Here is a 19344-nt window from a genome sequence, read left to right as displayed (position 1 = left end):
CTCAGCGGCCGAGCATCGGCAGCTTCAGGCCGGCTTCGCGGGCCGTCTGCTGCGCGAGTTCGTAGCCGGCATCCGCATGACGCATCACGCCCGTCGCCGGATCGTTCAGCAGCACGCGACCGAGACGCTCGTGCGCGTCAGCCGTACCGTCGGCGACGATCACGACGCCCGAGTGCTGCGAGAAGCCCATCCCGACGCCACCGCCGTGATGCAGCGACACCCACGATGCGCCGCCCGCGGTGTTCAGCAGTGCGTTCAGCAGCGGCCAGTCGCTCACGGCGTCCGAGCCGTCCTTCATCGATTCCGTCTCGCGGTTCGGGCTCGCGACCGAACCGGTGTCGAGGTGGTCGCGGCCGATCACGATCGGGGCCTTCAGTTCGCCGTTCTTCACCATCTCGTTGAACGCCTGGCCGAGGCGATAGCGATCCTTCACGCCAACCCAGCAGATCCGTGCGGGCAGGCCCTGGAACGCGATGCGCTCACGTGCCATGTCGAGCCAGTTGTGCAGGTGCGGATCGTCGGGGATCAGCTCCTTCACCTTCTGGTCGGTCTTGTAGATGTCTTCCGGATCGCCCGACAGCGCGACCCAGCGGAACGGGCCCTTGCCTTCGCAGAACAGCGGGCGGATATAGGCCGGCACGAAGCCCGGGAAGTCGAACGCGTTCTCGACACCCATTTCCAGCGCCATCTGGCGGATGTTGTTGCCGTAGTCGAGCGTGGCCGCGCCGCGCTCCTGCAGCGTCAGCATCGCGCGCACCTGCACTGCCATCGACTGCTTCGCCGGATGCACGATGCCTTCCGGATCGACCTTCTGCGTCTCGCGCCATTGCGCGACGCTCCAGCCTTGCGGCAGGTAGCCGTTGATCGGGTCGTGCGCGCTCGTCTGGTCGGTCACGCAGTCCGGCGTGATGCCGCGCTCGACGCACTCCGTGAACACGTCGGCCGCGTTGCCGAGCAGGCCGATCGACACCGGCTTGCCGGTGCGCTTCGCTTCCTCGATCATGCCGAGCGCCTCGTCGAGCGTCGTCGCCTTCTTGTCGACGTAGCGCGTCTTCAGGCGGAAGTCGATGCGCGTCTCGTCGCACTCGACCGCGATCATCGAGAAGCCGGCCATCGTCGCCGCCAGCGGCTGCGCGCCGCCCATGCCGCCGAGACCGCCCGTCAGGATCCAGCGGCCCGACGGGTCGCCGTTGAAATGCTGGTTCGCGACCGAGAAGAACGTTTCATAGGTGCCCTGCACGATGCCCTGGCTGCCGATATAGATCCAGCTGCCGGCCGTCATCTGGCCGTACATCATCAGGCCCTTGCGGTCGAGCTCGTTGAAGTGCTCCCAGGTCGCCCAGTGCGGCACCAGGTTCGAGTTCGCGAGCAGCACGCGCGGCGCATCCTTGTGCGTGCGGAACACGCCGACCGGCTTGCCCGATTGCACGAGCAGCGTCTCGTCTTCGCCGAGATCCTTCAGCGACGCGAGGATCTGGTCGAAGCATTCCCAGTTGCGCGCCGCGCGGCCGATGCCGCCGTACACGACGAGCGCGTGCGGATGCTCGGCGACTTCCGGATCCAGGTTGTTCTGGATCATCCGGTAGGCCGCTTCGGCCAGCCAGGTCTTGCAGACCTTCTCGCTGCCGCGCGGCGCGCGGATCGTACGCGTCGGATCGAGACGGGGATCGATGTGTTTCGGATGGTTCATGACGACTGCTCCCGAGGGAAAGTGAATATCAAATAGGAATCAGAAATGCCCGGTGAAGCGATAACGGCTGCCGGGGTGCCACAGATTCGCCACCGAGGCGACGACGCCCTGCGACCAGGTGCGCCTATGTAAAACGAGACACGGCTCGACGTCGTCCATTCGCAGCTGCTCGCGCCGCTCGGGCGCCGGGGCCGCCGCTTCGATCCGGTACTCGACGCGCTGCAGCGGGGCCGCGCGCATCAGGTACAGGTTCGGCGTCGTGTTCGTGAAATCCTGCTCGGCATAATCCGGCGCGACCGCCGGATTCACCCACCGTTCTTCGAGCTGGACGGGTTCGTCATTCTCGAAGTGCAACACCTGCGAATAAAACAGCTTCGCGCGCACGGTCATCTGCATCTCGTCGGCGAGCGCCTCGTCGGCGCGGATCGTCTCGAGGCCGAGCACGCTGGCGCGGTACGCATGCCCGCGCGCGTCGACCTCCTCCGAGATGCTGCGAATCGCGACGAGCGTCGACTCGTACTTCGGCCGCGCGACGTAGGTGCCGGCGCCCTTCATGCGCGTGAGCACCTGCTCGGCCGTCAACTCGCGCAACGCGCGGTTGACGGTCATGCGCGCGACCTTGAACTCGCGGGCCAGTTCGTTCTCGGAGGGCACCTGATCGCCCTCCGCCCACTCGCCGGCGTGAATGCGGCCCAGGATGAAATCCTTGATCTCCTGGTAGACCGGCGCGCTCATGGGCTTACTGTTCCGATGCGAACGAGAACGGCGCGATCTTCGCGAATGCGCGCTCGTCGACGAGCTTCGCGACCGCTGCGATGTCCGGTGCGAAGTAGTGGTCGAGCTCGTAGTGCGCAACCTTGCCGCGGATCGTTTCCATCACGGGCGCGAGCTTCGGGCTCGTGTGGTACGGCGCGCGCAGGTCGACGCCTTGAGCGGCGGCCAGCAGTTCGATCGCGAGGATGTGCTTGGTGTTTTCCGCGATGTCGGCGAGCTTGCGTGCGGCGAACGTCGCCATCGACACGTGGTCTTCCTGGTTCGCCGAGGTCGGCAGCGAGTCGACCGACGCCGGGTGCGCGAGCGTCTTGTTTTCCGATGCCAGGGCGGCTGCCGTCACGTGGGCGATCATGAAGCCCGAATTCACGCCGCCGTCCTTCACGAGGAACGGGGGCAGGCCCGACAGCGTCGCGTCGATCAGCAGTGCGATGCGGCGCTCGGCCAGCGCGCCGATTTCCGATGCGGCGAGCGCCAGGTTGTCGGCCGCGAATGCGACGGGTTCGGCGTGGAAGTTGCCGCCCGACAGCACTTCGCCGGTATCCGGGAAGATCAGCGGGTTGTCCGACACGGCGTTCGCTTCGACCAGCAGCACGTCGGCCGCGTGGCGCATCTGGTCCAGGCACGCGCCCATCACCTGCGGCTGGCAGCGCAGGCTGTACGGATCCTGCACCTTGTCGCAGTCGCGGTGCGACTGGTTGATCGGCGAACCTTCGAGCAGGTCGCGGTACGACGCGGCCGCGTCGATCTGGCCTTGATGGCCGCGCAGTTCGTGGATGCGGGCATCGAACGGCTTCACCGAGCCGGCCGCCGCGTCGACCGACAGCGCACCCGCGACGAGCGCGGTGCGGTACAGGTCTTCGATCGCGAACATGTTGTCGAGCGCCAGCGCCGTCGAGGCTTGCGTGCCGTTCAGCAGCGCGAGGCCTTCCTTCGCCTGCAGCGTGAGCGGCGCGAGGCCCGCGACGCGCAGACCGTCGAGCGCGCTGGCGCGCTCGCCGCGGATGAACACTTCACCGACGCCGAGCAGCACGGCCGACATGTGCGCGAGCGGCGCGAGGTCGCCCGATGCGCCGACCGAGCCCTTCACCGGGATCAGCGGCAGCACGTCGGCGTTGAACAGCGTGATCAGCGCGTCCATCACCTCGCGGCGGATGCCCGAGTGGCCGCGGCCGAGGCTCGACAGCTTCAGCGCCATCAGCAGACGCACCGACGAGCGTGCCATCGGCTCGCCCACGCCGACCGCGTGCGACAGCACCAGGTTCTTCTGCAGCAGCTCGAGCTGGTCGTGCGGGATGTGCGTGCTGGCCAGGCGGCCGAAGCCCGTGTTGATGCCGTATGCCGGCTCGCCCTTTGCCGCGATGTCGGCGACGGCCTTCGCGCCTGCATCGATCTTCGCGAAGCTCGCCGGGTCGAGCGTGAGCTGCACGGATTCGCGAGCGATCTTGCGCAGTTGCGGGAGGGTCAGGTGGCCGGGGGTCAACGTAATCATGTGATCAATCCTGTCTAGACAAGTTCGTGATGGATTGCAGTGTAGCCATCGCAACTTGTCTAGACAACCCCGTTTTTCACGATTTCGACTCGGGAGTTTCCCTGATATTCGGGGCGACCCGCCGGAGTGGCCCGACAGCCCCGGCAATTAACATCCGTTGCAGTTTATTTTTCGTTGGCAACGTACGAATTGACGCTTCCTCGCGATCCGTCCACGCAGACTTGCCATGACCATCCCGCCCCGGTTGACCGCCCTCCTCGGCCGCAGCCTGCTCACGCGCACAAGCCCGGGCACCGGCGGCTTCCCCGATCTCGCCGGCAAGACGGTCGTGACGAACCAGGGCACGACGTCCGAACGCCTGCTGCGAACGATGAACGAGGAGAAGAAGATGACACGTGGTTCACGAAGCCGGTGTCGCCGAAAGCGCGCGCGTTCGACTGCCCGATGAGCGACGTGATCAGGGCGCGCTACGCGACGCCGAACGACGTGCCGCTCGAGTGAGCGTCGCGTGCCGAAACGGGTTCAACGCGTCCACGCGACGCACGCCGCGTAGCCGGGCGCCGCGTCGAGCCAGCCCGCATCGAACGCGGCCACGCCGGCCGCGGGCGCGGCCGGCTCGACGATCGTCGTCGCGGGTGTCGCCGCATCGCGCGGCGGCACGACCGCGAACGCGCGCAGCCCGCCGACGATGCCGGTGCCGAGCGCCTTCAGTAACGCCTCCTTCGCGGACCACACGCGCATGAACGCGTCGGCACGCGCGGCCAGCGGCAGGCCGTCGAGATACGCGGCCTCGGCGGTCGCGCACACTTCGCACGTCAGCGCACGCCAGTCGGTCGAACGGTTGCAGCTTTCGATATCGACGCCGACACGTCCCGTCCCTGTCCATGCGATCAGCGCGTGATCGCCCGCATGCGACACGTTGAAATCGAGCGATGCGCGATGCGCGGGGTCGAGCGACGGCCGTCCCGATGCGTCGACGACGATCACGATGTCCTTTGCCGCCACGTCGAGCGCCGCGCCGAGCACGTCGCGCAGCGCGGCGCGCGTCGCGGCACTGCGCACCGCATCCTCGTGCCGCAGGTAGCGCCCGGCACGCGCGCGCTCGGCGTCGCTCAGTGCCGCATAGGCCGGCGACGCGAGCGGCACATGCCAGTCGAAATCGATGCGCGCAACCTGCACGCCGGCCCGCGACGCGGCTGGCGGCACGTCGAGCAGGTGCATGCGCCACGCGCGGGACGCGTCGGCGGGAATCCCGGAATCGGGTGGAATGTACGTCGGCACGGGGCAGCCAGTCGAATGAAACGTCCGATGTTAATCGATCGCGCGGCGCGGCCGCGATCGTCGGCAGTGGCGGCAGGCGCGGCCGCCGCATCGACGCGACGGCCTGGCCGCCCTCGCCTGCGCGGTCACCCGTGCGCGACGGCGCCCGGCACGCCGCTTCCCGCCAGCCGCGCACGCTGCGCCGGATGGCGCGCGTGGACGCGGCCCGGTGCGTCGGCCGGCAGCGCGCCGTGTTGCAGCCAGTACAGCGCCACGGGCCACAACGTGTCGGTGAAGCGGCTGTGGAAGAACGCGAAGTGGCCGATCGCGTCGATGCCGATGTCGCGCGGCGCGATCCGCAGATGCGTGACGTCGCTGCCCGTGTAGTAGCCGACCAGTCGCTCGATCGCGTCGACCGTGCCGAACCCGTCGTCGTCGAGGCCGATCGCGAGCATCGGCGCCAACAGCCGCGCGAAGCGGGCCGGCAGCGCGGCGCGGCTCGCCGCGGGTTCGGCGAGCGGGCCGTGTGTGTAGGCATCCTCGAAACGCGGCTGCGAACGCACCCACGACAGCGCGACGCCGCGCGGCGTATCCTCCATCCAGCCAAGCCGTTTCGCGGGCACGTAGCCGAACACGGCCGCGAGCGCCGGCATCGCGACGTGCCACTTCCACCACATGCGCCGCCGCTCTGCCGGCCGATAGTCACGCCAGTACGCATACTGCGCGCCGACGGTCACCGCATGACGCACGTGTGCGTTCGACGCCGCGAGCCCGAGCACGCAGCCGCCGATGCTGTGCGCGACGACGTCGAGCGGCTGGCCGGGAAACGCGTCGCGCGCGTACTGCAGCGCGGCCTCGCAATCGAGCCGCCCCCAGTCGAGCCAGTTCGCGCGCAGCTTCGCGAGCCGCGCGGGGCGCGATCCGCCGATCCCGCGATAGTCGTAGACGAGTACGTCACGCCCCTGCGCGAACAGCCAGGCCGCGAAGCGGAAGTAATAGTCGCAGCGCACCGACGTCGCGCAATTGACGACCGTCACGGGCCGCGCGGCGCCGCCGCCGCGATGCCGCCACACGTAGCCGCGCAGCACGTAACCGTCGGCCGCGGTCAGTGTCACGGCCTGCGGCGGCAACGCGCCCGCCGCGCGCCCGGCCGCCTGATCCGCCCCGGCTGCTTCGTTCGAAATCGTCATCCTGTCTCCTGTGCGGCACCGCATCACGCCGCGCTCGCCCGATCGGCCAGCCTCCATTGAACTTGACGCGCCCGGCGTTCTCAACCAATCTTGCTGCTCCGTTCGCATGAGCCCTACGCATGTCAGCGCCGCTCGTCCGTCTCCCGTCGCTCGACCTCGTGCGCGGCTTCGTCGCCGTCGGCCGCCGCATGAGCATCACGCTCGCCGCGCAGGACCTGTGCGTCACGCAGTCGGCGGTCAGCCGCCAGGTGCACGCGCTCGAGGCGCACCTCGGCGTCGCGCTGCTGCAGCGCGGCTATCGCAAGATCGCGTTCACGCCGGAAGGCGAGCGGCTGTTTCGCGCCGCCGACGCGGCGCTGCTCAGCCTGCAGGACACCGTCGCGTCGCTCGCCGCCACGCGCGAGCGCCAGCCCGTCACGATCACCGCGAGCATCGGCGTCACCGCGCTGTGGCTGCTGCCGCGGCTCGGGCGCCTGCAGGCACGCCTGCCCGACGTCGACTTGCGCGTGGCCGCGAACGACAAGGTACTCGATTTGCGCGCGGAAGGCATCGACCTCGGCATCCGCTACTGCCCGCGCGAGCGCGCGCCGGCCGGCGCGCTGCACCTGTTCGACGAGGTCGTCGTGCCGGTCGCGCACCCGGCGCTGGCCACGCGGCCCGTCACCGACGCGGCCGCGATCGCCGACCATGTGCTGCTCGAATTCGACGGGCCGCCGCAAACGCAGCTGCAGTGGCGTGCGCACCTGCACGCGGCCGGGCTCGGCGACGCGCGCCCGAAGGGCGTGCTGCGCTTCAACCAGTACGACCAGGTGATCCACGCCGCGATCGCCGGCCAGGGCGTCGCGCTCGGGCGGCTCGCGCTCGTCGCGCCGATGCTCGCGGACGGCCGGCTCGCGGTGCTCGGCCCGCACTCGCAGGCGTTGTCGGATACGTACGGCTACTGGCTGTTCCGGCACGATCCCGCACCGCGCCGCGAAGTCGCCGACGTGCGCGACTGGATTCTCGCGGAAGCGGCCGAATGCGACGCGGCGATGCGCGCGTACGACGTGGCGCAACGGTAAGCCGCGAGCGAGTTGCCTCATCGAGCCGATGCCGGCGCGGCGTTGCGCACGGAATGCGCGCAGCCGCGGGCGATGCACTGACGCCCCGGCTACGCTGCATCGGCCACGCATCACGCTGGCTGCATGCGTCGCCGCGGCGCCACGCATCCGCCCCCGGCATCGCGTCCGAACCCCGCATCACATTCCCCACGCGCATGCGAACGCGACCGAATGATCGCTTGAGCGCGCGGCGCCCGGATCGTCTAATCGAATCGAACGCGGCGCCGCGCCGCACGCATTCATCCGGAGACCCGCATGACCCCGATCGAACAAGACACCCGGCGCCGCTGGCTGCCGGTGCTCGCGGGCGGCCTGATCATGGGCGCCGCGCTCGGCATCCGCCACGTGCAGGGGCTGTTCCTCGCCCCCGTCACGCTCGACCACGGCTGGTCGCGCGAAGCGTTCGGCCTCGCGCTCGCGCTGCAGAACCTGATCTGGGGCATCGCGCAGCCGTTCACCGGCATGATCGCCGACCGCTTCGGGTCGGTGCGCGTGATCGTCGCCGGCATGCTGCTGTATGCGGCCGGGCTCGTCACGATGGCGTTTGCCGCGTCGGCCGGCGTGTTCACGGTCGGCACCGGGCTCGTGGTCGGCATCGCGCTGTCGGGGTCGGCCTTCGCGTCGATCTACGGCGCGCTGAGCCGGCTGTTTCCGCCGGACCGGCGCGGCTGGGCGCTCGGTGTCGCCGGCGCGATCGGCGGGTTCGGCCAGTTCTGCATGGTGCCGGTCGCGCAGGTGCTGATCGGCGACATCGGCTGGCAACATGCATTCGTCGCGCTCGCGCTCGTCGCCGGGCTGCTCGCACCGCTCGCCGTGCTGGTGCGCGACCGGCACGCGCAAGCCGCGAGTCGCGCGGACGGCCCCGACCAGTCCATCGGCGCGGCGGTGCGCGAAGCGTTCGCGCATCGCGGCTTCTGGCTGCTGAACGCGGGGTTCTTCGCGTGCGGGTTCCAGCTCGCGTTCATCGCGACCCACCTGCCCGCCTACCTCCTCGATCACGGCCTGCCGGCGCGCCATGCCAGCGTCGCGCTCGCGCTGATCGCGTTGACCAACGTGGCCGGCACCTACGCATGCGGCCATCTCGGCGGCCTGCTGCGGCGCAAGTACGTGCTGTCCGTGCTGTATCTCGTCCGCGCGCTGGCGATGGCCGCGTTCGTCGCGGCGCCGTTGTCGCCCGCGAGCGTCTACGTGTTCGCGGCCGTGATGGGCTTCACGTGGCTCGGCACCGTGCCGCTGACCAACGGCGTGATCTCGCAGGTGTTCGGCGTGCGCTACATCGCGACGCTGTTCGGCTTCGTCTTCTTCGGGCACCAGCTCGGCAGCTTCTTCGGTGTATGGCTCGGCGCGCTCGTGTACGACGCGACGCATTCGTATCTGCCGCTGTGGATCGGCTCGATCGCGCTCGGCGTGCTGGCCGCGCTGCTGCACCTGCCGATCGACGACGCGCGCATCGCGCGCCCGGTGCCGGGCAAGGCCGCGTGGGCATGATGCGCGCGGCGCTGGCCGTCGGCGTGCTCGCGTTCGTCGCGTGGTGCGGCGCGGCCTACTTCAATTCGGACATCGCGCTTGCGCTGCTCGAGCACGCAGCATTCTGCAACTGACATGGCAAGCCGCACCGCGCGCACGGAGGGACGGCTGCGCCCCGCGACGCCTAGTGACGCTTCGGCAACGTGGCCAGCGCATCGAGCGCACGCCGCCGCGCGCCGTCGTGATCGACGATCGGCGCCGGATAGTCGTTGCCGAGCCGCACGCCGGCCGCCGCGAGTTCCACCGGCGACGCCTCCCACGGCGCATGGATCGTCGCGGCGTCGAGGCCCGCGAGTTCCGGCACCCAGCGGCGCACGTATGCGCCCTGCGGATCGAACTTCCGGCCCTGCGTCACCGGATTGAAGATACGGAAATACGGCGCGGCATCGGCGCCGCAGCCAGCGACCCATTGCCAGTTCGCCGGGTTGTTCGCGACGTCCGCGTCGACGAGCGTGTCGTAAAACCAGCGCTCGCCGGCCCGCCAGTCGATCAGCAGATGCTTGACGAGAAACGACGCGACGACCATCCGCACACGGTTGTGCATCCAGCCGGTCGCCCACAGCTCGCGCATCCCCGCATCGACGAGCGGATAGCCGGTCAGCCCGCGCTGCCAGGCACGCAGCGCGGCGGGATCGTCGCGCCACGGCATCGCGTCGAACTGCGCGCGGAAGTTGTCGGTCGCGAGCGCCGGGAAGTGATACAGCAGCACGTGGCTGAATTCGCGCCAGCCGAGCTCGCTCAGGAATTTCTCGGCGCCGGCCGCGCAGGCCGGGCCGCCCGCCAGTGCGGCACCCTGCACCGCATGCCACACCTGGCGCGGCGACACGTTGCCGAAGCGCAGGAGCGGCGACAGCCGGCTCGTCGCCGACCGGTCGGGCCGGTCGCGCGTATCGGCATAGCCGGCCAGCGACTCGACTGAAAACGCGTCGAGCCGCGCATGCGCGCCGGCCTCGTCGGGTGTCGGCCACGCGTCGCGCAGGCCGCCCGCCCAGTCCGGCGCACTCGGACGCAACGCGAGCGAGTCGAGCGCCAGCGCACGTTCGCGCACGCCGGCCGGCCACGGGTGAAACGCGATCCGTTCGGGTTCCGGCAGCGGCGCCGCCACCGTGCGATCTCGCCGCACCGCGCGCCAGTATGCGGTGAACACCTGGAATGGCGTGCCGGCGCCTGTCAGCACCTCCCACGGTTCGTTCAGCAGGCTGCCGTTGCTGCTCTCGACCTCGATGCCGCGCGCCTTCAGCGACGCCTTCAACGCCGCATCGGCATCGCGCTGCGGCAGCGCATAGCGGCGGTTCCAGTACACGGCCGCCGCACCCGTTTCGTGCACGACGCGTTCGATCTCGCGCGGCGCATCGCCGCGCAGCAGCAGCAGGCGGCCGCCATGACGCACGAGCGCCGCGTCGAGTCCGGCGAGCGCCCCGTGCAGCCACCAGCGCGCCGCGCCGCCGAGCGCGCGCCCTGCGCCTTCGCCCGTGTCGTCGACGTACACGCACACGAGCGGCCGGCCCGACGCGACCGCGCGCGTCAGCGCGGGCTGGTCGGTCACGCGCAGATCGTCGCGGAACCACACGACGGCAGGAGCAACGGACGACTTCGCTGGCACGGGCACCTCGATCGGGAAACGGAAAAGTGACCGGTATTGTCGCGGCACGGACGCGCGATGTCGATGTCCGGCACACGTGCGGCGCCCGCCAACGCGTCGCGGCCCGACGACGACGCCCGGCCGGGTCGCGAGCCCGGTGAAACGCCTTAGTCCATTCCGACGATTCTTCACCGGACGCACCGGCCTACGCTCGATGTCGGGTTCAACGCGATGCGCGGCACGCACCGGCCGCCGGTCGGCCACGCGCATCGCGCGACGCATCCGTCAGGTCCGCCGCCGCGCGCGCGGACCGTTCCGGCCGTCGCGGCGCGCACCCGCCCGGGCGCGCCTGCGGTCTCGCCCTCATCGTCAATCTCACCCGATACCCGCCATGACCAAACCAGCCAATCTCGTCACCTCGATCACGGTCGCGATCGACGCCCCCGCTTCCGTCGTCTGGGAAGTGCTGACCGACTTCCCGCGCTATGGCGAATGGAACACGTTCTGCGTCGGCCTCGAAACGACCGGCCGGATCGGCGACTTCGCGTACATGCAGGTGCGCATTCCGGGCACGGAGACGGTCATTCCCGTCAACGAAATCCTCGTCGCGTGCGAGCCCGAGCGTCTGCTGTCGTGGGAGCAGCGCCCGATCGACGACAACAAGGACGCCGCGCGCCGCGACCAGTACGTCGAAGCCGACGGCGCCGAACGATGCCGTTACTTCACGACCGACCAGTTTCTCGGCATCAACGCGGAAACGATCATGCGCGAGCACGGCGGCTGGGTGAAACAGGGATTCGACCAGTGCGCGCGCGACGTGAAGCGGCGCGCGGAAGCGCTGCACGCGTCCCGCCGGCGTGAAAGCGTGTGACGGAGAACGGCCGATGCCCGATCTGCAGGCCCTCTCCGATCATCACGACATCCGCGAGCTGATCGTCGTGTACTCGAGCGCGATCGATGCGCGCGACTTCGACGCGCTCGACGCGGTGTTCACGCGCGAGGCGACGATCGACTATCGCGCGATGGGCGGCGTCGCCGGCATCTATCCGGACGTCAAGGCGTGGCTGCGCACCGTGCTGCCGCGGTTCCCGCAATACCAGCACATGGTCGGCAACCTGTCGATCACGCTCGACGGCGACACCGCGCGCGGCCGCACGATCTGCTTCAATCCGATGGAAGTCGCGCTGCCGGACGGCGGCACGCAGGTGATGTTCCTCGGGCTGTGGTACGTCGACCGGTTCGTGCGCACCGCGCAGGGTTGGCGCATCGCGGAGCGCGTCGAGGAGCGCTGCTACGGCCACAACGTGCCGGCCGTGCTCGCGCACGCGACCGGCTGATGCGGCACGGCGCGCGCCGTGACATCGTTGCACGGCGCGCGCGTCGCGGGCCCCCGGTTTCAGTCGAGACGGAAGGCCGCCTCGAAACGTTCGGCGAACGCGTCGAACTCGGTTTCCGGCAGATGGTTGATGCCGCCCGCGCGCTTGCGCCCGCCGCCGGTCGGGAAACCGCGGCAGAATTCGTCGGCGCCGAGCGGCCGGCCGTCGGGCACGCGCACGCTGACGACGAGCCCGCCCTGCGCACGCGGCGACAGCACCGCGAGCGCCGCATGCGGCGCATTGCGCATCCGCTCGTTCGCGAGCATCCCCGTCGCGCGCCGCGCCCACGGATGATCCGGCATCCTGATCAGCGTCGCGCCCGGCACGTCGCGCAGCGGCGCAAGCGCACATGCCCGTGCCATGTCGTCGCGATAGCCGTCACGCAGCGCGGCGAACACCGGCGTGTCGCGCACGAAGTCGAGTGGATCCGCGCACGGCAGCATCGCATCGGCGAGCACCGCCGGATCGAAATGCAGATCGTCGACGCAGTCGCCGTAGGCGTTGTAGTTCAGGTAGAGCCCGAGTTCGGCGAGCGTGCCGCGTTCAGCCTCGTCGAGCCCGTATTCGCGCGCGAGCGCGTCGCCGAGCGCCGGCAGTTCGTCGCCGAACGCCGCGACGATTGCCCAGCGCACGTGGCGGCCGCCGAGATGGCGGTTCACGAGCGCGCTCGTGCAGACGTCGGCGGCCGTGTCGATATACGCGTCGAAACGCGGATCGCCCGGCAGCTCGCCCGCGAAGTGGTGGTCGAAGTAGCGGATCGCCGCGCCTGCGCGCAACAGCCGCGCGCAGGCGTCGCGGTTCTGGTCGTGCGACACGTCGAGCACGGTCACGCGGTCGCCGGCCCGCGCGTCGATTCGCTCGAGCAGCCTGATGTCGCGCTTCACGCCGGTCACGAGCGTGCCGCGTTCGCCCTCCGCGAGCCGCAGTTGCTGCAGCGCGCACAGGCCATCCGCGTCGCCGTTGAACGCGAAGAAATGTCGTCCCCGGTGGGGTTGCCGTTCCTGCATCATCCGTCGCTCCGTCCTCAGGGCATGAAGTCGCCGCCGTTCGCGTCCAGCGTCGCGCCGGTCACAGCGTTCGCATAATCCGACGCGAGGAACAGCGCCGCGCGCGCGCAGTCGTCGTCGGTCGGCAGCTTCGCGAGCGCGATGTTCGACGCGATCGGCGCGATGATCTCCTCCTCCGTCATTCCGTACGCGGCCGCCGCCTGCCGGAAATACGTCTGCGTCGGCACGCCCCACATCCAGCCCATGTGGATGCTGTTCGCGCGGATCCCGTGCACGCCGAGCTCGCGTGCGAGGTATTTTGCCGCAACCGCGAGCGCGCCCTTCGATACAGCGTAGCCCGATTCCCCTGCAAACGGCTTGCGGGTGGCCTGCGTGTTGATCATCACGATCGCGCCGCGCTTCTGCCGCTTCATGTGCGGGACGATTTCCTGCGTGAGCGTCATCGTGCCGAACACGTTGGTGTCGAACACCGCGCGCCAGCCGTCGAGATCGGCTTCCTCGACCGCCTCCGGAAACGTGCCGTGCACGAACGCGCTGTTCACGAGCGCGTCGATCCGGCCGAAGCGCTCGACCGCCTGAATCGCGAGCTGCCGGCACTGCGCGCGTTCGGCGATGTCGGTTTGCACCTTCAGCACGTCGCACGCGACGCCGAGTGCGCCGATCCGCGCCTGCGCGTCGTCGAGTTTTTCCATCGTGCGTGCCGCGACGACCACGCCGCGCGCGCCCTCGCGTGCCGCCTCGACGGCGAGCTTCACACCGAGCCCCGGCCCGATTCCGGAAATCACGACGATCTTGTCCTTCAGCAACATGGGTTGTCTCCTGGTTTTCGTTGGTTTCGCGGGCGCGCCGTCAGCCGGCCGGCCGCAGGTGCCGCGCGCGATACGCGGCGAAGTCGTGCGCCAGTTGCGCATCGGTGAAGCCGAAGCGCGCGATCGAGTAATCGTGCGCGGCGCGCTTGTCGCGGCCGTTGCGCGTCATCCAGTCCGTCATCGCCGCGCGCTGCCGTGCATCGAGCGGCATGCCGGCGAAGCGGTACACGGCTTCTGCAACGCCGAGCGGATTCGACACGGTGTCCTCGAAACGCACGTCGAGAAACCGCTCGGCCGGCAACGCGTCGCGCGCCGCCATCGCCGCGCGGATCGCGCGGGCCATTCCCGCGTGCCACTGCGCGCCGACCGTGCGCGGATCCGGGTCGTCCGCGTACATCTGCCACAGCGTGTGCGCCATGCTCGCCATCGACGGAATCGTCTGCGCCGGGTCGCGGTGCGTGAGCACCACCTGCGCGTGCGGAAACACGCGGCACAGCACGTCGAGCGCATGCAGGTGCTGCGGCGTCTTCAGCAGCCAGCGCTCGGCCGGCGCGACGCCCCGCTGCATCTTCTGCCACTGCAGGAACTGCAGCATGCGCTTCAGGTACGTATAAACGGGCGTCAGGTCCTGCTGCTCGAGCCACGCCGTATAGCCCGGCACGTTTGCGTACGAATCCATCGCGCACACGAACGAGTGCTCCATCAGCATGAACTCCTCGTCGACGAGCATCGCGTCGAGCGGATGAATCGCCAGGATCTGCGGAATGCAGTCGATCATGGCCGCGACCTCGGCCTGCGCGCGCGCGATGCGCACGGTCGGCGCGTCGAGCGTCTCGCCGGAAAGCGGCGCCGGATAGCGCGTTTCCCACCACGCGGCCGAATGAAAGCGCGGGTCGACCGCGAGCAGCCGCTGCAGCAGTGTCGTGCCGGTGCGCGGCAGCCCGACGATCACGAGCGGATCGTCGATCTCGATATCGACGATCTCCGGATGACGCCGGCAGTAATCCTCCACGACGAGCCGATTCACGAGCTGGCCGACGAGCTTCTCGCGCATCATCTCCGCGCCGCGCGCGGACAGCTTCGCTTCATCGATCAGCGATGCGCACATCACGTCGAGCGCCTCGCGATACGGGCCGTCGCCGAACGCGGCAAGGCCGCCCGTGCGCGACACGGCTTCGGCGATCAGCCCGTCGGCATCGAGCAGCGTGCGGATCCGGTCGAGCGGTGCGTTCATGCGGCCTCCTTCAGCGCGGCGAGCTTGACGACGCGCGTGCGCGGATGCACCGGTCGCGCGGCGCCGACCCAGCGCCAGCAGATCGTGCCGCTGCGATGCCCGGCCGTATCGAGCCAGTTCGCATCGCCCGGCCGCGACGCGGCGACCACCACCGTCACGCCGCCGTCGGCATTCAGGCGCGCGCTGTGCTTGTTCACGCAGATGTCGAAGTGCCGGTAGTCGAGCGACTCCATCCAGTGGTTGTTGAGCTGCACGTTCCAGAAATCGCAGTCGGGCACCGTGTCGACGTCGATCACGAGCGCCTCGTCATCGGCCAGCGACCAGCACGAGTGGTAGTAGTAGATGTTCGGATCGCCGCCGACCGACTGGCACAGCGCCTGGTCCGCGGGCGGCAGCGCGTTGACGTGCGCCCCGTAGCTCCCGGCCCAGTCGGCGAACAGCTTCGACGTCCGCTCGACGAACTGCGCGGCGCGCATGAGGCCGCCCTGCAGCACGAGCGGGTCGAGCGGCGCCGGGCGGTCGTGCGCGCCGATGCGCTCGATCTTCAGTTGCGCGGGCGTCTCCGCGCGCCGGTCGAGGAAGGTCTGGCGCACCAGCAGCGCGTTCGTGCCCTGCTCCATGCGTACCCAGTTGCCCGCGCGCGGCGTCGCGCTCAGCACGATCTCGAAGCTGCCGTCCGGCGCGATCTCGAGTTGCTTCGCATCGAGAAACCCCGTCTGCAGCATCTTGCCGTCCGTTTCGTAGCCGCCCTTCTGCGTGCCGAAGCTCAGGTACGCGACCGTGCCGCGCCGCCCCGTCACGCGATATTCGCAGCGGCCGTCGAGGCGCGCGTACTGGTACAGGTTGTCGGGATTGTCGGCGCCGATCTTCGCGGTCTCGTGCGACGGCGAGAAGAAGCCGGGCCACGCGCCGTCCGCGAACTCGACGTGCATTTCGAGCGCGATGCGCATCAGCCGGCTCAGGTAGCGGAACCCTTCCGCGCGCGTGAGCGGATCGTCCGGCGCGTCGGCGCGCAGGATCTGCTGTCCGCTGCGCTTCAGGGTGTCGCAGAAATCGGCCCAGGTCTGGCCCGAAAGCAATTGCGTGGCACGTGTTTCGTCCGTCATGTGTCGTCTCCGCCGATGGTCGAGCGCTCACCTTAAGCGAGCGCTCCACGCGCCACTTCGTCCGGGTGGACTAAGGAAAGATCCGCTGCGCCGCCGTGTCGGTTCCGTCCTGTTCCGGCCGATAACGCACGCTTCCCCGAACAAGAAAATTCGTGGGGCTGGCGCAAGCCCGTTGTTGGCCGGAACAGGCCCTAGTCCACCCGGACGAAGAACGGCACCGCCCTCGCTCGATACCGTTGGCGTCATGCACGAAACGCCGCACATGTCGCGCGGCGCCGGCATGCAACCAGGAGACGAACGATGTTGACCCACTTGGAGCGACTGGAGGCCGAGAGCATCCACATCATGCGCGAGGTGGTCGCGGAAAGCGAAAACCCGGTGATGCTCTATTCGATCGGCAAGGACAGCTCGGTCATGCTGCATCTCGCCATGAAGGCGTTCTACCCGGCGAAGCCGCCCTTTCCGCTGCTGCACGTCGATACGACGTGGAAGTTCCGCGAGATGATCGCGTTTCGCGACGAGACGGCCGAGCGCCTCGGCCTCGACCTGCGCGTTCACGTGAACCCCGACGGCGTCGCGAACGACATCAATCCGTTCACGCACGGCTCGGCCGTTCACACCGACGTGTGGAAGACGCAAGGGCTCAAGCAGGCGCTCGACCATTACGGCTTCGACGCCGCGTTCGGCGGCGCGCGCCGCGACGAGGAGAAATCGCGCGCGAAGGAGCGCATCGTGTCGCTGCGTTCGACGCAGCACCGCTGGGACCCGAAGCGCCAGCGGCCCGAACTCTGGTCGCTGTACAACGCGCGCAAGCGCAAGGGCGAAAGCCTGCGCGTGTTTCCGATCTCCAACTGGACCGAGCTCGACATCTGGCAATACATCCGGCTGCACGACATTCCGATCGTTCCGCTCTACTACGCGAAGGAGCGGCCGGTGGTCGAGCGCGACGGCGCGCTGATCATGGTCGACGACGAACGGCTGCCGCTGCGCGACGGCGAAGTGCCGCAGATGCGCAAGGTGCGCTTTCGCACGCTCGGCTGCTATCCGCTGACGGGCGCGATCGACAGCGACGCGAGCTCGCTCGACGACATCCTGCAGGAGATGCGCGACACGCGCACGTCCGAGCGCCAGGGACGGCTGATCGACAGCGATTCGGCCGGCTCGATGGAAAAGAAGAAACAGGAGGGATATTTCTGATGGCACACGTTCTCACCGCACCCGAGGCACCCGGTATGCGCGCCGACGATGGGCAGACGAAGGACCTACTGCGCTTCATCACGTGCGGCAGCGTCGACGACGGCAAAAGCACGCTGATCGGCCGCATGCTCTACGAATCGAACATGCTGTTCGACGATCAGCTGACCCAGCTCGAAGCCGATTCGAAGAAGGTCGGCACGCAAGGCGGCGACCTCGATTTCGCGCTGCTCGTGGACGGCCTGTCGGCCGAGCGCGAACAGGGGATCACGATCGACGTCGCGTACCGCTTCTTCGCGACCGCGCGGCGCAAGTTCATCGTCGCCGATACGCCCGGCCACGAGCAATTCACCCGCAACATGATCACCGGCGCGTCGACTGCCGATCTCGCGGTGATCCTGATCGACGCGCGCAAGGGCGTGCTCACGCAGACACGCCGCCACAGCCATCTCGTCGCGCTGATCGGCATCAGGCGCGTCGTGCTCGCGATCAACAAGATGGATCTGGTCGACTACGACCGAGCGGTGTTCGAGCGCATCGACGCCGACTATCGCGCGTTCGCGGCCGAGCTCGGCCTCCAGGAGATCGTCAGCATTCCGATGTCCGCACTGCGCGGCGACAACGTGATCGCGTCGAGCCCGCGCATGCCGTGGTACGCGGGCCCGCCGCTGATGCAGCATCTCGACACGCTGCCGCTCGTCGAGCGCGTGACGCGCGACGAACCGTTCCGCCTGCCCGTGCAATGGGTCAACCGCCCGCATCTGAACTTCCGCGGCTATGCCGGCAGCATCGCGTCCGGCGAAGTGCGCGTCGGCGAACGCGTGCGCGTGCTGCCGTCCGGCAAGGAAAGCCGCATCGCGTCAGTGATCACGCCGGCAGGCGAAGCCCACGTCGCGCGCGCTGGCGAAGCGGTGACGCTCACGCTCGCCGACGAAATCGACATCAGCCGCGGCGACATGATCGCGCGCGCCGACGCGCCGCCGGAGGTGGCCGATCAGTTCGAGGCGACGCTCGTGTGGATGCACGACGAACCGCTGCTGCCGGGCCGGCCGTATCTCGTGAAGCTGGGCACGCAGACGGTCGGCGCGACCTGCGCGACGCCGAAGTACAAGATCGACGTGAACACGCGCGAGCATCTCGCCGCGCGCACGCTCGCGCTGAACGAGATCGGCGTGTGCAACCTGAGCTTCGACCGGCCCGTCGCGTTCGATCCGTACGACCAGAATCGTCATACCGGCGGCTTCATCGTGATCGACCGCTTCACCAACGACACGGTCGGCGCCGGGATGCTGCACTTCGCGTTGCGCCGCGCGCACAACGTGCATTGGCAGGCGGTCGACGTCGACCGCGACGCGCGCGCGGCGCAAAAGGCGCAGACGCCGCGCATCGTGTGGCTGACCGGGTTGTCCGGCGCGGGCAAGTCGACGATCGCGAACCTCGTCGAGCAGCGGCTGCATGCGCTCGGCAAGCATACGTACCTGCTCGACGGCGACAACGTGCGGCACGGGCTCAACCGCGATCTCGGCTTCACCGAGGCCGATCGCGTGGAGAACATCCGGCGCGTGGCCGAAGTCGCGCGACTGATGCTCGATGCCGGGCTCATCACGCTCGTATCGTTCATCTCGCCGTTCCGCGCGGAACGCGACATGGCGCGTGCGCTGGCCGGCCCCGAGGAGTTCGTCGAAGTGTTCGTCGACACGCCGCTCGCGGTGGCCGAGGAACGCGATCCGAAGGGGTTGTACAAGAAGGCGCGCAAGGGCGAACTGAAGCACTTCACGGGCATCGACTCGCCGTACGAGCCGCCCGCGCAGCCGGAACTGCGCATCGACACGGTGGCCGAGTCGCCGGAAGCGGCGGCCGATCGCATCGTCGCGTACCTGCTGCGCGAGCGCGTCGCCTGACCCTCGCCGGCCGCGTCGCGCGGGCACTGCCCGCGTCGTCTACTCCGTTCGGATGACGCGGGCCGCCGGCCGGCCGGTATGCTCGTTCGGAAGCATTCACCCCGC

General features: G+C 69.1%; 16 protein-coding genes and 1 pseudogene. 7 read left to right on the top strand and 10 right to left on the bottom strand.

Annotation, left to right across the window (positions count from 1 at the left end):
* Position 1: 1 nt before the first annotated feature.
* Genes hutU through hutH form a run of 3 tightly spaced genes read right to left on the bottom strand, consistent with a single transcriptional unit; the run spans position 2 to position 3953 of the window.
* Entirely contained in the window at positions 2-1690 is a 1689-nt protein-coding gene (hutU, locus tag WS66_RS18425; RefSeq protein WP_059599061.1) for a urocanate hydratase, read from the bottom strand.
* Positions 1691-1729: 39 nt separating this feature from the next.
* Positions 1730-2425 (bottom strand): histidine utilization repressor, encoded by a 696-nt coding sequence (hutC, locus tag WS66_RS18420; protein ID WP_059599060.1) that lies wholly within the window; start codon positions 2423-2425, stop codon positions 1730-1732.
* Positions 2426-2429: 4 nt separating this feature from the next.
* Positions 2430-3953 (bottom strand): histidine ammonia-lyase, encoded by a 1524-nt coding sequence (hutH, locus tag WS66_RS18415; RefSeq protein ID WP_059599059.1) that lies wholly within the window; start codon positions 3951-3953, stop codon positions 2430-2432.
* 268 nt (positions 3954-4221) lie between these two features.
* Here hutH and WS66_RS34885 point away from each other — a divergent pair.
* Positions 4222-4344, top strand: a pseudogene (locus WS66_RS34885) (amino acid ABC transporter substrate-binding protein); the annotation flags it as partial.
* A gap of 131 nt (positions 4345-4475) precedes the next feature.
* Here the strand turns inward: WS66_RS34885 and WS66_RS18405 are convergent.
* Positions 4476-5174 (bottom strand): 4'-phosphopantetheinyl transferase family protein, encoded by a 699-nt coding sequence (locus tag WS66_RS18405; RefSeq protein ID WP_059599067.1) that lies wholly within the window; start codon positions 5172-5174, stop codon positions 4476-4478.
* Between the two features lie 185 nt (positions 5175-5359).
* A complete protein-coding gene (locus WS66_RS18400; RefSeq protein ID WP_059599058.1) occupies positions 5360-6403 on the bottom strand; it encodes an alpha/beta hydrolase family protein in 1044 nt (347 codons plus the stop codon).
* A 119-nt stretch (positions 6404-6522) separates the two neighbouring features.
* Here WS66_RS18400 and WS66_RS18395 point away from each other — a divergent pair, with 119 nt between their 5' ends.
* Positions 6523-7464, top strand: coding sequence for a LysR substrate-binding domain-containing protein (locus WS66_RS18395; protein WP_059599057.1), 942 nt, complete (start codon positions 6523-6525; stop codon positions 7462-7464).
* 294 nt (positions 7465-7758) lie between these two features.
* Positions 7759-8991, top strand: coding sequence for an MFS transporter (locus tag WS66_RS18390; RefSeq protein ID WP_059599056.1), 1233 nt, complete (start codon positions 7759-7761; stop codon positions 8989-8991).
* A gap of 163 nt (positions 8992-9154) precedes the next feature.
* Here WS66_RS18390 and WS66_RS18385 read toward each other — a convergent pair whose 3' ends face one another.
* Positions 9155-10633: a cryptochrome/photolyase family protein gene (locus tag WS66_RS18385; RefSeq protein ID WP_059599066.1), complete on the bottom strand. Its 1479-nt coding sequence runs from the start codon at positions 10631-10633 to the stop codon at positions 9155-9157.
* A 370-nt stretch (positions 10634-11003) separates the two neighbouring features.
* Here WS66_RS18385 and WS66_RS18380 point away from each other — a divergent pair, with 370 nt between their 5' ends.
* Both WS66_RS18380 and WS66_RS18375 read left to right on the top strand, forming a co-directional pair.
* Positions 11004-11483: an SRPBCC domain-containing protein gene (locus tag WS66_RS18380; protein WP_059599054.1), complete on the top strand. Its 480-nt coding sequence runs from the start codon at positions 11004-11006 to the stop codon at positions 11481-11483.
* Positions 11484-11496: 13 nt separating this feature from the next.
* The gene (locus WS66_RS18375) at positions 11497-11949 is read left to right on the top strand and encodes a nuclear transport factor 2 family protein (protein WP_059599053.1); all 453 of its coding nucleotides are present in this window, start codon (positions 11497-11499) and stop codon (positions 11947-11949) included.
* A gap of 59 nt (positions 11950-12008) precedes the next feature.
* On the opposite strand, the gene WS66_RS18370 is transcribed toward WS66_RS18375, so the two are convergent.
* From WS66_RS18370 to WS66_RS18355, 4 genes are read right to left on the bottom strand one after another with little or no spacing between them, the layout of a single operon-like run.
* Positions 12009-12998 (bottom strand): acetyltransferase, encoded by a 990-nt coding sequence (locus tag WS66_RS18370; protein ID WP_442859299.1) that lies wholly within the window; start codon positions 12996-12998, stop codon positions 12009-12011.
* 14 nt (positions 12999-13012) lie between these two features.
* Positions 13013-13804, bottom strand: a complete 792-nt coding sequence (locus WS66_RS18365; protein WP_059599052.1) for an SDR family oxidoreductase — start codon at positions 13802-13804, stop codon at positions 13013-13015.
* Positions 13805-13844: 40 nt separating this feature from the next.
* Positions 13845-15038, bottom strand: coding sequence for a sulfotransferase family protein (locus tag WS66_RS18360; RefSeq protein ID WP_059599051.1), 1194 nt, complete (start codon positions 15036-15038; stop codon positions 13845-13847).
* Entirely contained in the window at positions 15035-16144 is a 1110-nt protein-coding gene (locus tag WS66_RS18355) for a DUF1214 domain-containing protein (protein ID WP_059599050.1), read from the bottom strand. The genes WS66_RS18360 and WS66_RS18355 overlap by 4 nt, the downstream gene beginning before the upstream one ends.
* Positions 16145-16444: 300 nt before the next feature.
* On the opposite strand from WS66_RS18355, the gene cysD reads away from it, so the two are divergent.
* Together cysD and cysN are read left to right on the top strand one after the other, a co-directional pair.
* Positions 16445-17341: a sulfate adenylyltransferase subunit CysD gene (gene cysD, locus WS66_RS18350; protein ID WP_059599049.1), complete on the top strand. Its 897-nt coding sequence runs from the start codon at positions 16445-16447 to the stop codon at positions 17339-17341.
* Positions 17341-19239 (top strand): sulfate adenylyltransferase subunit CysN, encoded by a 1899-nt coding sequence (gene cysN, locus WS66_RS18345; protein WP_059599048.1) that lies wholly within the window; start codon positions 17341-17343, stop codon positions 19237-19239. The genes cysD and cysN overlap by 1 nt, the downstream gene beginning before the upstream one ends.
* Positions 19240-19344: the final 105 nt, after the last annotated feature.

Source organism: Burkholderia sp. LA-2-3-30-S1-D2 (assembly GCF_001523915.2).
GTDB classification, from domain to species: domain Bacteria; phylum Pseudomonadota; class Gammaproteobacteria; order Burkholderiales; family Burkholderiaceae; genus Burkholderia; species Burkholderia diffusa.
The sequence above is the reverse complement of the archived record's forward strand: the minus strand, read 5'-3'. Positions and strand labels throughout refer to the sequence as shown.

Bases quoted from the DNA above. Each gene is read 5' to 3' on its own strand.
- WS66_RS18380 (WP_059599054.1), top strand. From the start codon at position 11,004: ATGACCAAACCAGCCAATCTCGTCACCTCGATCACGGTCGCGATCGAC.
- WS66_RS18390 (WP_059599056.1), top strand. From the start codon at position 7,759: ATGACCCCGATCGAACAAGACACCCGGCGCCGCTGGCTGCCGGTGCTC.
- WS66_RS18375 (WP_059599053.1), top strand. From the start codon at position 11,497: ATGCCCGATCTGCAGGCCCTCTCCGATCATCACGACATCCGCGAGCTG.
- WS66_RS18355 (WP_059599050.1), bottom strand. From the start codon at position 16,144: ATGACGGACGAAACACGTGCCACGCAATTGCTTTCGGGCCAGACCTGG.
- cysN (WP_059599048.1), top strand. From the start codon at position 17,341: ATGGCACACGTTCTCACCGCACCCGAGGCACCCGGTATGCGCGCCGAC.
- WS66_RS18360 (WP_059599051.1), bottom strand. From the start codon at position 15,038: ATGAACGCACCGCTCGACCGGATCCGCACGCTGCTCGATGCCGACGGG.
- WS66_RS18405 (WP_059599067.1), bottom strand. From the start codon at position 5,174: ATGCACCTGCTCGACGTGCCGCCAGCCGCGTCGCGGGCCGGCGTGCAG.
- cysD (WP_059599049.1), top strand. From the start codon at position 16,445: ATGTTGACCCACTTGGAGCGACTGGAGGCCGAGAGCATCCACATCATG.
- hutC (WP_059599060.1), bottom strand. From the start codon at position 2,425: ATGAGCGCGCCGGTCTACCAGGAGATCAAGGATTTCATCCTGGGCCGC.
- WS66_RS18365 (WP_059599052.1), bottom strand. From the start codon at position 13,804: ATGTTGCTGAAGGACAAGATCGTCGTGATTTCCGGAATCGGGCCGGGG.
- WS66_RS18400 (WP_059599058.1), bottom strand. From the start codon at position 6,403: ATGACGATTTCGAACGAAGCAGCCGGGGCGGATCAGGCGGCCGGGCGC.
- WS66_RS18395 (WP_059599057.1), top strand. From the start codon at position 6,523: ATGTCAGCGCCGCTCGTCCGTCTCCCGTCGCTCGACCTCGTGCGCGGC.
- WS66_RS18370 (WP_442859299.1), bottom strand. From the start codon at position 12,998: ATGATGCAGGAACGGCAACCCCACCGGGGACGACATTTCTTCGCGTTC.
- hutU (WP_059599061.1), bottom strand. From the start codon at position 1,690: ATGAACCATCCGAAACACATCGATCCCCGTCTCGATCCGACGCGTACG.
- hutH (WP_059599059.1), bottom strand. From the start codon at position 3,953: ATGATTACGTTGACCCCCGGCCACCTGACCCTCCCGCAACTGCGCAAG.